Below are 16,539 nucleotides of genomic sequence, written 5' to 3'. Positions count from 1 at the left end.
GTAGGCGGTGAAATGCTGAACGGTAAAAAATCTTACCTGCTCAGTTTCACCGCCCTTTTTTCTAAAAAGGGCTATAAACTGGCGTTTGGTATAAACCAGATCTTTGATAAAAATAACAAATACCACTTAACTGCCCCTGTCAATAGCACTTATCGTGCTCTCAAAGAAGATACAATGAAGTCTGCTGACAAAGTACCCTATTTAGCTACCGGTCTTTTAGGAAGAATGTCCACACTAGCCGAGTATGCTACGGATTATGAAGTTACCGAAATGGAGACTGTTACTGCAGAGATTGTAACTTACTTAGCTGACATACACAAGCATTTAAGCGGCATCAATAAAGTAATTGATGAAGGATATATCGATACCCATATTCGTTCTAGGTCAGCAAATGATGTAGCAGATAGTGACGTTGCAGACATGGAGCAAGCAGGCCCATCTACTCCCGAGCTTGAAGTATTTCGAATTACATTCTCAGACTATTCAATATGTAATGCAAGAATTCATGATGCAGGTAGCATATTTTCTGAGCCATTTATGAATAGCTCAGAATTAGAAGTTGAGAGATTTAGTAACCCTATCCTAAAGCAAATGAACACAGACGCTATTAGCTTAGAGATCGGTAGTGATAAAAATGTATTAGAGACTTACCTAAAAAATAGCATCTTAGCCGATCCGATAAGCCGAGTTCCAGGGTTTAGCACTGATAAATTATCCAATTCTACAAGAACGAATGAAATAAATAAAGGATTGATCCATGATTTTAATATCACAAACATCATCAACAACGAGACAAGCCTAGAAGGTATAGTCCAAAATAAGGCCAGAATCACTAATCTGGAAACAGCTGATACAGATATTATTACACATACCGCAGAAGATCGGATATTGAATTCTACCCAAGTTAAGGAAATAAACGATGCACGAAAGAAAGTTGAGGAATATCTGTTAGATCTCTCTTTGGAGGACAGGGGACATAATCTGACTAGAGTTACTATAAAAGAGCTTTGTAGAGATGATTTCGTTACTATCAATTCAACTTTCATAACAGATAGTGACGTAGTGTACAGTACGCGTGTGAATACAAAACGAAATGATAACGTTGGGCTTACGCATTCCTTGCTAGATGCAGGACAAGCTGTGGATGAACACAAATTTATAGAGAGACTATCTAAGTTAAAATCCAATAGAGAAGTCGAAGCAGATAAAATCGGTATACATGCTGTTAAAGATTATACAGCAGTAGATGCAACCGTACATCAGGAAGAAAAAGGTGAGTGTTACCAAGAGAGCGTTGGAGTAAATATACTAGAGTCAGCCAGCCATTCGAAGAGAACCTTTCAAGCTGTAGAGGATCAGGTTACCATCTCTAGTGGCAATAATATATATAATGCTTTTACATTAGGTAGCGCAAATGAAGTTAAGGATCATCTGCTCGATGGAATAGTAGATAAAGACTGTAATGCATTCAGAGACCACCCAAATGAAATTATCTATCACCAAGCAGCACGAGCTGAATCACTGAAAATAGAGGACACAATAAAGTTAGGACATTCGGTAGCAGACAGTGAATCTAGTTATGAATTTATAATGAATGGTAAAGAACAAGCAAGTCACTCAATGGATAGGGAAGTTACCATTAGTCGTGGTTTAGTGGCTGAATCAACCAAGACCGAGTACTCTGAGATAAATAGATCAGAATCAGGAAAGCAATATGAGTATATAGATGGAACAACAGTTCGTAGCACATCTTCAGTATTGGGTACACATAATGATTTAGCTTGGAAAGATCGGAATGAGTTTGCTTCTTATCGTGTAGAGCCAGATACTGCAGTCACTGTGGAAATAAGCGAAGGAAGTAGTGACAACACCAGTAATGGATTAACGTATCAAATAAAATTAGTTAATCTGTTAGCTAACCAAATGGAAAGCATTGAAAATGACAATAAACTATCTGAGGCGTTTCCTTTCATTAAAGTGGACGAAGTAGATGAGGGAAGATTTTCAAAAGCTGAACACATACGAGAGCAAATTATAAGACATCCCGATGTTATTGAGACAGCTAGGATTATGAGGATCATGTATGGAGATAGAGCAGCTGAAATTATAGAAGCTGGCATGGACAAGATCATCAGCAATGGATTTATCGACAAAGCAGTTAGAACATGCTCCTTGGAAAACATTACTCAAGCTGTAGTAGACAAGCTACAAGCAGTAACGACCGGAAGTAACATGCAGGGCATTTTAGATTACATCGAGCATGCTAATAGTGATAAGAGCGTTAACGCTAATCACGAAGAGTCTGTTAGAGGTGATTCTGTATTTCAAGCAGATTTTATAAGAGAAGCTGAAGCAGGTACAGAGGCAAGTTTACAACAAAGCAATAATGAAACAGACTCCGACTTACTTCATATAGGGAAGCACAATGGATTAGGAGAAGCGACGAGCGCAGAGGAGCTAAGTAGAGCGATTAGTGAAGCAAATAATAAACTTGGTATTGTTTTAGAATGTAATACTGCCACTCGTGACCATAGTGCTGAAGCTTACGAACCAAAGGCATTAGAATGTGCAGATATGCGTCTAATAGAAAACGGTGTTACTTTAGGGACAGAATGGAGTTGTTTGGACCGCAACATCATAGATACGCAGAGCAGTAATGTGGACAGATACGTATTAAGATATGGACATGACGGATCTATCCTTCATGTTATTGAAGGTGGGATCCACCACCAAAACCTAGATACTGTTACACAGCTTACAATGAGCGGTACTACAAGCAAGGAAATCGAAGCAATCACTGATGGTTACAACGAAAGCACATTACTTAATCGTATTGATGAAACGGAAGTACACCCAATCACTGAGTCAACCTATAGCCGTACATATGATACTGTTATTGAGACGAGGGATTTAGCTTATAGTGATAATGACAGGGGAGCAATTTTATGTAAAGATGAGGTAGCCTTAAACCAACTCGATGAGAACGCGATTGTTAAAGAAATTCATTATGCTGATGCTGCAAATAGTGAGGACGAAACACTTATGAAAATGACTGGTAGCTCAGACTATATCTATTCAATTGAGCCAACCATTACAGAAGAAATTTCTGAAAGTATTCGTAAAAAACGAATCTTGTATACGGACATGAAAAATGACACAGATGGAACAGGAGTGAAAAAGACAATAGAAACTCGAATGAGTGGGCAAGATGATGCTACCCGAGTGAGAGAGAGAGTAGAGGTTACGCCTAATGATGATGGTAAAGCAGCTAGGATGAATCGATCAGTCAATGTAGACATAAAAGAGGGCTTAGAGAGTGAGCGTAAGCGCCGGACGATAGAAGTTAATACAGAGCTAGGCTCCACAGCAGCAAATGAAACCATACCTGTAGCACCTAAACGGAAAATTTGGATGATTTTAGGGAAGCTTGCTACATGGAGCAACTGGAACTGGAAGAAGACAAGGTAGGTGAGACATTTGGGCATTTATAAAAAGTCTAGTGGCTTAATTTTTGATGATACATTTCGTAGCGAGGGCATACACTCTCGCTACGAAATCTCTCCCAGTAATTCCTGCTATTTGGATGAAGGCGTAGGACGCTTGACTATTCCACATACTGCGATCGAAACATCTATTTTATTTGACATACCAAAAGAGGAAAACACCCTTTTGATAGAGGTAACTGCCGATTATGTACCTACAGAGTCTGGTGACCAGGGAGGTATTCTTGTGTGGCAGGATGGTTGCCACAGATTAGAATTTCTTGAGAGTCCAGACACCACCACTAAAGAATTTAGTAAATGGAGGGCTTTAAAAAAAGGAAACAGATGGACGTTCTATGCGGATAAAGGAAATGGCTGGGAGCTATTTGATTCTGATATTCTGGTAGCGGAGAAGCTAGGTATTGTATTAAAGAATGCACATGCTGCAAAATATGTACCTATGGATGTAAATCGGTTGGTTCTGTGTAAGAGCGGCAATATTACGATAGGAAATCTGCCAGCAGATTATACAGTGTATCTTTGTGATCCAGATGGAAATTCTATAGCCTCTGCTAAAGTAGAAAGTGGTTGGACAGGTGTAGAAATAGGTCTGCCAAGCATTCCGTACAGAGGAACGATAAAGGTGTTTGACTCAGACGGAAATCTACTGTCTAGTTTAGAAGACTTTGATATTTACGGCGGAGACTCATTCCTTTATGGATCGGATCTTAGGGTATTGTGGAAGGGAACAGAGCTTAACGTCAAGGGTGAGACGTATCTAGGAACAATGTACGACGACCAGATACTGGTGCAACTGGAGTTGCTTAATCCATCAGAAGAAGTGCCAGCAGATGACTGTACCTTAGGTATTCTACAATATAAGGATAAGTTCGGATATCAATGGGTTGATCTATGTAATGATGATGACGGTAGCCCTACTTTAGACTTTAAAATAAAGTTAAATATGGGCAGACTTGACCCTTTAAGAAGCAAAAAATTCTGGATGAAGGTAGGAAGAAAATCGGAGCATTTTGATATTAAGCCAATGAACTTTCTACTAGATGTGACTCACAAATAGGGGGAGATTTCAGATGGCTCAGGGAACAAAAATGACGCTTAAACGTTACGGTAACGAGGTCATGTATTGGAATGAACAAGAGATCATTGTTGACCGAGATTACTTGGACAAAGGAAATGGATTATCTATTACACTCAAGCACGAATACAGACTTGACACGAAGCAATTAGATGTTTTTTTTAACGGACATAGATTGACTGAAGGAATTGGCTATGAGGAAGTCGACCCTTTCACGATTAGATTAATGCTGGGAATTTATCCAGAAGGACATCCCTCAACAGGAAAGCCAATACAATTGGTTCTAGGTGATGAAATATTCATTCGAATCTGGAAGCCTGAATATTCACGATGCGGTGGAGAGGTGGCAGGTCTTCGCTTGAAGCTCTTAGAAGAGGAAGTGTGGAAGGCAAGACAGTACAGGGACACAGACACTCCTCATCGATCCTTAGATGATAGATTGGACGATATGGAACGACGCATGGAAACGAAGACGATGGTAGTCGCAATGAATCGAGTAACTCCTGGACTGTTTAAGCTAGATATGAGATTCCCATATGCTGGAACCATATCGGAAGTCTATGCATCATGTGCAAAGGCTGGGACCGAAAGAACAGTACTGCAGGTAGAAAAATGCTCCCAGGACTCCTACGATGCTGGACAGGAATGGACAAACATATTTAAGAACAATCTCGTCTTCGATGCGAATAGCAGATCAACGAAAACATCACTTAGCCCATACACTCTCAAAGACCCTCATGTATCAATGGGCGACCATTTTAGAGTTCATGTGGCCGAATTAGGAAAAGGAATAGAAGGCGTTGTGCTCGAGATCGTAGTTACTCTCGTCTAGCATTTTACTCCCCCATATTTAAGAAAACACATCAATAGAATTAGCCGGCTGGATACCTAAGGAATAGGGAATCAGTCGGCTTTTTCATGTCTACAGTTTATCGGTTATGTTAGTAGCCTCTCTACTTATATTGTATGTAGCTAGCTATTACAGTAGGTAGCTACATTTTTTCATATAAGGAGGCAATTAATATGCCAGCACCAGAAGTATCATGGTATTCAGTAGATAATACAACACAAATAAATAAATGGGATATCGGCACAGTCGATGCAGGTGACTTGTCAGCGGAGTTTTCGGTTTTAATTTGGAATAACCGCGGAAAAGATACAGACGTTTCCGACATGACAAACTGCTCCATTACTACTAAGGATATCGGTGGTGGAAATGGCGGGGACGCACAAAACGTCACGAATGAACTAGTATTTGGTAAATGGATTGAGACACAGGTAACATCCCTAGGAGAAACGGGGAATACATGGACAGCTATCGGTGGAAGCACAACAAAAGAAATTAGAGGACATGCTGCTGGAACTCCAGATAAGACAATCAAAGGTACTGCAAATGATGGTAATCACAATACACCAGCATCACAAGGAAATTTCTGTATGCTAAAGCTGCGTGCAAATGTGCCTACTGAAGCAACAGCAGGATTGATCAACTTTCTAACGCGTGTTTCCTATCAATACGTGTAATTCATTCGAAACAAAATAATGGGGGAGAAGTACCAGTGAGAAGTTTTTTCGGGTCAACAAATGCGATGTCTCCCACTAGTCAAAACTTTGTATGGGTGAGTGAGTACTATGACGGCACTCACCTAGCAGAGTTTGATTTTGAGACTAAGGAAGAGAATAGCTTTTATGATATAAAAATAGATCAGTTGAATAGATTTGGAATTGTAGGGAATGGATCAAAAATATTCTTTGAATCAAATGGCCTCTTTAATGTTAAAGGTAAAGGGTACTCGTTAAGCTATGTTGTAGATGATGTTGAATATCAACTAACAGGAGATCTAGAAAAGATCAAAGACATTATCACCTTTAAAGATGCAGAAGCCACTGGAGACCTACTTGGTAGCGGGAAGATTTCAACAAGCATTGTACAATATAATGTTGGCTATTCTGTAGTTAAGAAAGTGAATAATGTTAAATTTACGTTAAGAGTGCTGGTAAAGGTACCTAATAACGGACAGATGTACTTTAACATAGCATTGATGGCTAATAAAAACTTACAGGGAAAATTAGTTCTTATGCGAGCGAATGATAGAAAAGAATTTGAGATAGATGCTCCTTTAAAAAGAGGAATTGTGGGAGAAATTAATCATTTAATCAACCATTGAGAGGAGGGAGTATAAATGACAGTAACTCCTTTGAATTTTCATGGGCTGGTATTTTTAGATAACGCTGGATTGGCAAGATCCCATACAAAAAATAATACATTCATAGCACGAAGTCTAACAAAAGTTGCAACTACCCCATTCCCTATTAAGCCACTTATTTATGCCGGAGAAAACGGTTTCGGTGGATTTGTTAGTCGGTTTGATAGAAACCCCGATGGAACAATAGGTGAATACATAGGTGGTAACACTTGGGTTGAAAATCGTAGCAATTTGAAGGACGTACAACCAGATCCAAAAAATGATCCTATAGCGTCAAGAGTCACAGGTGGATTTGCTTTTTATACAGCAAGTGATAGAAACACAGAGTATTTAGTCGGGTGGAGTAGATCAAAAAAAGTATTATATCGATGGGATATAACAGGTGAGTATCCTCCAATGCAAACTAAAGAGGACGAGTTTAATGTAGCCCCGACTATAGGCGGTGATTATAATCGTGGTTGTTGGGATGGGGATGAAACTTTATATTTTTACAGCAGTGTTGATGATTTTATTTATTCGTGGAACGTAACAAATCCTACACTACCTATGGTGAAGATTGTAAAGTTAGACATCACAGAAGATGTAAGAAACAAGCTTATCGACTCATATGTAGGTACGGGGATGTTAATTAAAAATGGAGTCGTATACATGCCTTCAAGCGCATCCCCAACTAAACCGGTTGATGAGGCACTGTTTGCATATGATTTCGATTCAGGTAAATATTTAGGTTCGTTACTTACCTCTGAATTAAGATCGCATGGGTTAAACGTATTTGATCAAGATTATGGTTGTTTACAATTAAACCCTAGAAGTGACATTGCTTTTTTAATGAGTACAATTACTAATAGTCAGGCGATAATACAATACAAAACTGTATTCCTTACATTGATAGGGCACATAAACTTTAACGATAATATTCACCACCAAAATGTTAATCTTACTATTAAATTTATAAAGCAAGAAGACGTTGACGGTCTAGGAGATCAAACTAAATTTCGTATTTTGGTGAACGGTGTAAAAGTGTATCCAACAGACTCAGATTTTACTGATATTCAGCAAACACCTTATACCGCAACAATTAATGGGATTTCTAACTTGTATTTTAATAAAGTTGGAACAAATAAGGTAACAATTGAAGCTGATAACGGACAAGGCATAATAGTGAGTAAGGACGTATATGTAAATGTGGTAAACACCGATCCTGTCATAGCGAAGTCAGAAGCTAATCCCAGTACTACTCACTCCGATCTAGTCTGGGTGCATGCTACTGCTGAAACTGAAGCAGGCGACTACATGAGCTATAGGGTAACTGTAAACGAAAAAGTACACGCTGACTGGTCAGACGCCATATACACAACTCCGCTACATATTAGATTTATGCTAAAACCAAGTGATCTAAAAATCGGTAACAATACTATCAAGATAGAAGTAAAAGATAATTTCAAAGACAACAAAAATGTATCGGTAAGCACAATTACTGTTGTAAAAACAAATACCAAACCTAACATCGAATTAAGTGTTAAAGGTCAAACTGTATTCGTTAGTGCGACAGATAACGATAACGATAAGGTAAGATTTAGCGTATCAATTAACGGTAATAGTTTCTTGCCTGTTAGTGGTATGTCTCCCTACTACGAAGTTCCTTTCGAGACAAGTGTAGATATTCCTAAACAAATGATTAAACTTGGTCAGGAAAACACCGTATCAGTCTCAGTGCAGGACGCAGCGGGGGATATTGTAAAGCAAGAAGTAACATCATCAATCGAAATGTCAGGTCTCATGTTTAGGGATAAAACTGGTAGCTATTACACAACAGATACTGGCGAGTTATTAAAATATTTAGATGTAGGAAGCTTAAAATCAGGCGAAACATCTCCTATCTATCAGGTTTGGATTGAAAATACAACAGGGTATCTAATGCATGGGGTAACAGTTACAGCCATTCAAGGAGACTTAGATCCTATTACAGAAAAAATAGAACTGAGTCAACATAATAGCCCCTTTACTCCAGTAGAATATGTTTCTTTTCCAGAGCCGTTACAGCCAAAACAAGTACAGTCATTCTTTTTTAGGATTGTATGCAATGATAATGCGGCTGGTGGAGGAGTGTTTAAATTAAAAGTATACGGTAAGCCATCACTCACCAACTTATAAACAAGCTTGAACACGTATTAACAGCCCAGGTTTTTATCATTATTAGAGAGGTACGTTTAAAGTAGCAAAGATTTCGGGAATATTAAAGTTTAAGAATTGTGGGTCAAACGGGATAGGCAGGTTTTGGTAATTATAATTGTGCTGGAACAGGTGGAGGTTGGTATGGTGTTTATTAATGAAAAAGATATTCCTGAAGGATTCAAGATGGATTTTTTCAATACCGATACTGGTATAACAGGTAATCTGCAGAAGTTTATTGTACCTAGGGGAGGAATTTATAAAATAAGTGCTTCCGGAGCTAGAGGCGGTAATGTAGGGGGTAACTTAGGAGGACAGGGAGCATTCGTATCTGGAGAGTTTAATTTAGATGAAGGAGATATAATTCATCTATTAGTAGGTCATATGGGATTAGATAAACCCTTTAGCGACTTCGGAGGAGGAGGAGGGGGGGGCTCCTTCGCTGTTAAGCAGGATAATAACTCTAGCTATATTTTTAAGCCTTTGAATGTAAGCGTAACACCACTAGTAATTGCTGGAGGAGGTGGTGGTGCCGGAGACGACGGAGGTAACTATAGCGGAGGTACAGGTAACGGGGAAACCACAGGTAATGGTGAAGGTGGTATAGGATTAGAGGGCACTTACAATAGTGGTGGTTCTGGATTTATTGGTGATGCTGAACCATCCATAGCACAGTCTCCGCTTAGCTTTCTTAATGGAGGAACAGGAGGAACCCAAGGAACCTACTGGGGTGGCTTTGGAGGTGGTGGTCTACCTTACGATGCAGGAGGCGGTGGAGGAGGCTACACTGGAGGTAACGGTGGTGAAGGAGTCAGTGGCGGTTTGGGGGGATCCTCTTACAACTCAGGTCATAATCAGATAAGGCAATCAGGAGTCAATGATGGGCATGGAAAAATTGAAATTATATTTATCAAACCAACATCTCCAAAAATCACAGCCGTAATAGAACCAACCATCGTACATGCAGAAAATGTGAAATTAGTTTTCACTCTTGACGATCCTCAAGATCTGCTAATGAATTATCAAGTACTCGTAAATGATATCCAGAAGGAACCATCCAGCGGCTCTTCTGAACTAGTAAAGTCTCCATTTCGTGTATCTTATATGATTAGCAACATTGATTTAATCATAGGAAAAAATATTATTACTATAGTTGCAATTAACACGGCAGGAGTAAAAAGTACAAAAAAAATTGAAATAGTTAAACAGAACAGCAATCCTCTAATTATTGAGGAGGTTATTGAGGGAAGCTATCTGAGGGCAAAGATAACTGATGAGGACAACGATAAGGTAAGATACAGAATCGTATTTAATGGAAAGCAGTTATTTCCTTACAAAGAGTTTACCAAACTAATTGATACACCAGTATTAATTGAATACGGTATTCCTAAAACTCTTATAAAAATTGGTCAGCCAAATATAGTATTGATAGAGGCAATGGATTCAGTCGGCACTTTAAGCACCAAAGAAATTACAGCTACTATGAGTTATGCTGGAATGATGTTCACTACCAAAGAGGGAGAATTTTATTCTACTGATCTGGGAGAAGTGCTGAAATACTTAGATATGGGAAGGGTAATAGCAGGAAGTGAACCTGTAGTCTATGAGGTATTTTTGAAGAACACTACAGGAATACCGATGAAGAGTCCTAAGTTATGGGTAGATCAAAGAGACTTGCACCCTGTGTCAGAAAAAATAGAGTTAAGCAAAACAAAAGAACCATTTGAGCCTTCTGACGAGATAAACTTTGGGAAAGATTATTGGATGCATCATAATCAGACAATCCCTTTTTACGTTAGGGTGAAGACCACAGATGACGCTGTTGGTGGGGGAAAATTTGATATATGGGTATCAGCAGACCCAATATAAAGGAGGAATATTTATGCCTCGAGGTTCTCATACCGTTTATGTAGTAGAAGGTAGTAACCTTCCAATGGTCTTAGGTTCTAATTATTATGGGCAATTAGCGCATGGGACAGATTTAGGAAAAAATAATGGATATCGTATCCCAGTGGAGGTTGGGCATTCACTCCTAATGAATACAGTAAAAGTAGCGTCTGGTAATCATCACACATTGTTTCTGACAGCAGAAGGTAAGCTATATTCAGCTGGGCTTAATGACTATGGACAGTTAGGTGTGCTTGATAATTATCAAACGAACAACTACAACTATAACCTGAAATTCGTTATGGATGATGTGGTCGAAATATCAGCAGGAGCTTATACCTCATTTGCAATCAAAACTAATGGTGATCTATATGGATTTGGTTACAATGGAAATAATCAGCAGGGAGTTAAGTCGGTTTCTGCTTACAAGCCTATGATGTTGATGAGAGGAGTTAAAGGAGCCTCAACAGGCAATGGATTCTCTTTGGTAGTAAAAGGCAATGGTGATTTGTATGGGTGTGGAGAAAATGACGCCGGGCAGTTAGCATTAAGTAGTCCATCAAATGTACCGATCTGGACATTAATAGCTACGGATGTTAAGCAAGCATTTGCTTCATATAAAAACTCATATATTGTAAAAGAGGATGGGAAGGCATACGCTTGTGGTTCTAATTATTATGGGCAAATGGGGAATACCAACGGGGTAGGCTCCAGAATGAATTTTACAGAATTTGTATACGTTACTGATAGTGTAAAGTCTATCTTTGCTTTAGAAAATACAGCATATTTCCAGAAAAATGACCTTAAACTATGGGGATGTGGAGATTCACAATATGGTCAATTAGGACAGGGAAGGACAAATAATACATACCCTTCCCTAGTTGAGGTAGGTACGGCCGTACTCGTTGGTGGAGGTTCCAATCACTTACTTATATCGCCAACTACTAATCGTTATGTGTATGGTGCAGGCAGAAGTAACGCTGGTGCTTTGGGTACAAATAGCCAAATCAATTCGAATCTTAAACCCATACAATATAGCAAAGTATGTAGACTACTCAATAACGTAACACAAATAATAAATTTATCAGAAATAAATATGATTAATCAAATAAAAAAAAAACCATTCAAGTTGACTGCCAAAGCTGTACATGATGATAATCTACAAATGCAGTACAAGATTCTAGTCAATGGTGTTCAAAAATATCCTGATTCTGGTTGGACTTCTTTAAAAAATAATCCATTGGATCTTGAAAAAACTTTTCCGACCAGTTACTTCGATGCTGGAGAAAATATAGTAACACTAGCCATTAGAGACTCTAAAGGTTACACGATCATACACCCTGGATACGTAACACTAGTAAATAAGGTTCCACAGATAATTAACCCTCAACTATCTGCCACAGAGGTTCATGAGCAAGATGTTACGTTTAATGCGACTTTAATCGATGAAGATGAGGATAAAGTCAGGTATAAGGTATTCCTAAATGAGAAGCAATACTACCCAGCCAGCGAATATACACCTTTAGTCAATCCTCCAGCTAACGTTTCTATTAGATTTAGTAACAATGAGTTATTAATAGGTAAAAATACAGTAAGGATAGAAGTGGTTGATGAGGTAGGTGGAGCGAGTACCTATACCACAGAAGTAACTAAAATAAACAATCCACCGATGATTGCAGCCACAATAAAAGGCTCCTTCCTATCTGCAAAAATAACAGATGAAGACGGAGACAGAATAAGATATAAAATGTATTTAAACAATAAGCAAGTAATACCAGCTAACGGCTACACTAATCTAATGAATACACCTGTAATGCTAAATCAATCCTTCCACAGAACACTAATCAATGTTGGAGAAGAAAATGTACTAAAAATTGAGGCTTTAGACGAGATTGGTGGAACATTTTCAAAAGACATAAGATTTACAGGAGTTCATTCTGGTCTATTATTCTGTGATGCCGAAGAGACACTGTATACAACAGAGATCGGCGAACTATTGAAGTACCTTGATTTTGGAGATGTAATATCGGGACAAACAACTCCAGCAGAAAGAGTATGGGTAAAGAATACTTTAGGGTTCCCAGTAAACGATATCACCATAACTGTTGATCAAGGAGACTTCGATGGAGTCAACACTAGAGTGGAAATAAGCAGATTTGATTCCCCGTTTGTTGGAAAGGATAGACTAGTATTCTCAGGGCTGACAAACCATGATGAAAAAATCGATTTCTATGTTCGAATCGTTACGAAAAAAAAATCAAACTCCAGTGGAAAATTTAATATAGCGGTCAAAGCCGAGCCTGTGATCGAACAATAACCAACTCCCCTATAATAGTATAGGGGTTCTTTTTTTAGAGTCAGAGTAATGGAGGTGGGAATTTGTCTAATAATAATATAGAAAACATTGAAATGGATACTGATCAAGATCAGGTTGATTTATACTCAGCTATTAGCATTAGTAGTGCTCTAGAGATGAGCGGTACTGTTAATATAATAGGAGAGAAAGTAAATGATGTTCTAAGTAGCATTAAAGTTACATGTACAGGAACAAATGAACTATTATCTTCTATTAGCATTGCTACGGAGAACATCCTTTTCGGGAAGACCGAGGTAGCTAGAATTTATCAAGAATGTAAGAATAGTAGTCTTTATATTCGTTCACCAAAAGATACACTAGAATCCGTGCTAGCAATTAGAGACAAAAATAAAATGGAAGCAAAAATAGAGGTTGTGGGAGTAGGTACATCTACCATAGATAGTGCTTTGTCCATTATCCACTACGGTGAGATAGCCTCTAGCTTGGGTATCAGAAGCCAAAATAAAATGACCTCTGAAATAGCTATTGACGGGGTATATCGCAGTAACCTGCAAGGCAGCCTGACAATCCATGCTACCGATAATATCAAGTCCTCAATGCTGGTTCGCTCTGGAAATAAAATGTATGGCACTGCAACTGTTATCCCGACAGACGATAATGATTTACAAGGAACTATCGGGGTAATTCTAAATCACGAGATCCCTGCTGCCGTCCTAATTAATAGAAGTAACAAACTGTACGGAATCATGGATATTACGGAACAACCCAAGCAAACAACGGAATTACATCCGGTACGTGATGCTTTCGTTAGTGAAAAGGTTCCTTTGCTTAACTATGGTGGAGAGCAAACCCTAGTTGTAGGTTTGGGTACGGCCAGATACCGATCAATTCTAGGTTTTAATTCATCCGTAATACCAACAGATCATGAGGTAGAGTCTGCACTCCTTAGATTTTACATCACAGAGGGAAGAGAACCGAACACGAAGCTTAGACTATATGCTACATCCAATGACTGGACAGAATATGGCGTTACGTGGATGAATCAACGAGATAAACAAGAGCTCATTACGGACGTTCACACTATTCATACAGGTAGTATCACCTTTGATATAACTGTATGGCTTAATCAACAGAGAAAGCTAGGTAAGACCAATTATAGCTTTTACGTTGTAGCAGAAAATGAGACAAATCAGATATATTACTCATTCTTCTCCAGAGAGTCATCTCAAAAACCAGCATTGGAGCTATTGCACCATTCTCTGACAATACCTAGCACGTCTAGAGCAAACATTGATAGTACTCTTCAAGTTAAAAGTCTGCTTACACCAAACGATATCTCTGCTACGCTCAAAGTACTACCTCCATTAGATACATTATCTACTGAAGCAGCTGGAATATCCTTATATGCTTGGGATACCACTACAGAGGATAATGAAAGGGTTAATGTTTACTTACAGACCCCAGATGGTAACGTTAGACTTATCAAGCAGAATTGGAACCTTAAGTCTTACGGGAATTCTACGGACTCCGATTTTCTTGATATTGATTTACATCAGGGATTGAACGTAATCATTTACGAGGGTGTATCCCCAGGAACTTCAGGTGATTTGACCAGTAACATAAAACTACTGACTTACGGTATCAGAGATAAAGTGGGTAGTTTCCCACCTATGCTTTCCATCAATAAGCAAGGAAAATGGGAGTCTTTACAATCAAATGAGTTTCAAGCAACCATTAATCGTGCTGAACAGGTTTTAGATGGTCTGGAGTACATAGATCCTAAGCCAGTTATCACTTGGAGAATTATCAGAAGACCGATTTCAGACATCGGTGGTAGTGTTAAAGTTGAGAGAAGAAAATTCTTGGACTCAAAAATCATTGTTAGCTGTCCAAACTTGGCAGGTGATGTCCATGTAAGAAAAAGCACAGGTAACAACCTTCATTCATCATTGGAGGTTTCACTAAAAGACTTTGACGACTTTGACGGGGCTATCTTTATAAGTCAGCCCAACCTAGCATCTTCCATGAGAGTAAAAGACCGTTCTCAGATTGATGGAGGTATTAGGGTAATGTATCCGATAATCTATGAGGTACCTTCCAGTCTGTTAGTTTCAAAAGGAGTAATGGAATCCTCTATTTTCGTTACCATTGCAGATAAGTTGGACATGATTTCGACACTTCGGACACAAAGACCAATTATCAGCAAATGTCTTCCATCCGAAATATTTGTTAACAGGAAATCTTTGCCTTCAAGCGTAACGATCAAGGTTGTCGATAAAATTGATTATCACTGCAATATTTCGATCCTATCTTCCATGCAAAAGGAAGATTACCCCGGTATTCTGAGAGTAACAAAGAACAGCATCCTGTCAAGCTTGGAAGTACTTTCTCTCAACGACATAAATTCAGTACTTACTGTGAGACCTTTCCATCACTCCATTTTAAATAGTAATTTGTGTGTGTCGAGAAGTGCGTTACCTTCTAGAATAGATGTATTTCAGCAACGTATACGAATAAGCAATTCCATTAAAGGTTCCATTGATATCTGGTATAAAAACGCAATGGAGTGTTCTCTTAGAGTCGTGTCTGGAAACTTAGCTGGTCAAATCGGAGTATTAGGATACGGTGATCCTGAAACATCTAGTAGTCTAACCGTACGGATAAGATTAAAGGATGATATTGAATCCGCATTAGACATAGCTACAGTAAGGAGCTATCTGCAATCCGTTCTAACCGTTGCTAGCTACAACGAGGCATTAGGTAAAGTGGACCTGATTGTAGGAATAGGCAGAGATAATATGCCTTCGAGCTTGCATCCTTCAGTAAATCATTTACTTGTTTCAACGTTAGGTGTAAGAAATAAAAATCATTTGGAAGGTCAGATAGTTATTGGGTTTCTAAGGGACATTAACCTAATATCTTACATTGGTGTATTTTCTGTAGACGAAGTAGTAGCAAGCGTTATTATTCAGCAAAGAGAAAGAAGGAGTTTACCGTCCTCCATTAATGTGAAAAGGTATACTACCTTACCTTGCTCTCTTGTAATAAACGCAACAGATACGAATGGCATACCTTTCACAATTATTATTAATCGCAAGGAAAATAGTAATCTAGTTTCTCAACTCAATGTTGTTAGAAGAGGTAACGACAATGTTGATGGCTCCATTCTCGTAGGTAGAGCAAGTAATCTAGGGGCAACTATTACTATTAAAAGAACCCACTGTGGGAACCTGCCTGCGAAGGTTGAAGTATGGTATTCCAATAAAATTCTTGGTGAGATAGAAGTAAACGTAAAAAATGAACTACCTTGTTCGATAGACATTGAGACCGACTACGGATATTTCTTCATCATGTAATAAAAAGCCCCTACTAAGTGAT

Annotated in this window: 9 protein-coding genes; all 9 read left to right on the top strand. The window is 38.6% G+C overall.

What is annotated here, in order from left to right; all coding sequences use genetic code 11:
* Nucleotides 1–12 precede the first annotated feature (12 nt).
* The 9 genes from O0550_RS10285 (at nt 13) to O0550_RS10245 (ending at nt 16,517) form a co-directional block, all read left to right on the top strand.
* Entirely contained in the window at nt 13–3,468 is a 3,456-nt protein-coding gene (locus O0550_RS10285) for a hypothetical protein (RefSeq protein WP_258426238.1), read from the top strand.
* Nucleotides 3,469–4,560 (top strand): cell adhesion protein, encoded by a 1,092-nt coding sequence (locus O0550_RS10280; RefSeq protein WP_258426237.1) that lies wholly within the window; start codon nt 3,469–3,471, stop codon nt 4,558–4,560.
* Nucleotides 4,561–4,573: 13 nt separating this feature from the next.
* On the top strand, nt 4,574–5,410 hold the full coding sequence (locus tag O0550_RS10275) for a hypothetical protein (RefSeq protein ID WP_258426236.1): 837 nt from the start codon (nt 4,574–4,576) through the stop codon (nt 5,408–5,410).
* 191 nt (nt 5,411–5,601) lie between these two features.
* A complete protein-coding gene (locus O0550_RS10270) occupies nt 5,602–6,102 on the top strand; it encodes a hypothetical protein (RefSeq protein WP_003342097.1) in 501 nt (166 codons plus the stop codon).
* A 35-nt stretch (nt 6,103–6,137) separates the two neighbouring features.
* Nucleotides 6,138–6,746: a hypothetical protein gene (locus O0550_RS10265; protein ID WP_050816503.1), complete on the top strand. Its 609-nt coding sequence runs from the start codon at nt 6,138–6,140 to the stop codon at nt 6,744–6,746.
* Between the two features lie 15 nt (nt 6,747–6,761).
* Nucleotides 6,762–8,939, top strand: coding sequence for a hypothetical protein (locus O0550_RS10260; protein WP_258426235.1), 2,178 nt, complete (start codon nt 6,762–6,764; stop codon nt 8,937–8,939).
* Between the two features lie 162 nt (nt 8,940–9,101).
* Nucleotides 9,102–10,826, top strand: coding sequence for a glycine-rich protein (locus O0550_RS10255; RefSeq protein ID WP_258426234.1), 1,725 nt, complete (start codon nt 9,102–9,104; stop codon nt 10,824–10,826).
* 13 nt (nt 10,827–10,839) lie between these two features.
* Complete coding sequence (locus tag O0550_RS10250) at nt 10,840–13,161, top strand: RCC1 domain-containing protein (protein WP_258426233.1); 2,322 nt, start codon at nt 10,840–10,842, stop codon at nt 13,159–13,161.
* Nucleotides 13,162–13,223: 62 nt separating this feature from the next.
* The gene (locus tag O0550_RS10245) at nt 13,224–16,517 is read left to right on the top strand and encodes a CBM96 family carbohydrate-binding protein (RefSeq protein WP_258426232.1); all 3,294 of its coding nucleotides are present in this window, start codon (nt 13,224–13,226) and stop codon (nt 16,515–16,517) included.
* Nucleotides 16,518–16,539 lie beyond the last annotated feature (22 nt).

Origin of the sequence: Brevibacillus halotolerans, from assembly GCF_026891775.1 — a bacterium.
Taxonomy (GTDB): domain Bacteria; phylum Bacillota; class Bacilli; order Brevibacillales; family Brevibacillaceae; genus Brevibacillus_B; species Brevibacillus_B halotolerans.
This window is presented reverse-complemented; position numbering and strand designations above follow the sequence as displayed.

Excerpts from the sequence above, each read along its gene's own strand:
- O0550_RS10285 (WP_258426238.1), top strand. The coding sequence starts at position 13 with ATGCTGAACGGTAAAAAATCTTACCTGCTCAGTTTCACCGCCCTTTTT.
- O0550_RS10275 (WP_258426236.1), top strand. The coding sequence starts at position 4,574 with ATGGCTCAGGGAACAAAAATGACGCTTAAACGTTACGGTAACGAGGTC.
- O0550_RS10270 (WP_003342097.1), top strand. The coding sequence starts at position 5,602 with ATGCCAGCACCAGAAGTATCATGGTATTCAGTAGATAATACAACACAA.
- O0550_RS10260 (WP_258426235.1), top strand. The coding sequence starts at position 6,762 with ATGACAGTAACTCCTTTGAATTTTCATGGGCTGGTATTTTTAGATAAC.
- O0550_RS10255 (WP_258426234.1), top strand. The coding sequence starts at position 9,102 with ATGGTGTTTATTAATGAAAAAGATATTCCTGAAGGATTCAAGATGGAT.
- O0550_RS10250 (WP_258426233.1), top strand. The coding sequence starts at position 10,840 with ATGCCTCGAGGTTCTCATACCGTTTATGTAGTAGAAGGTAGTAACCTT.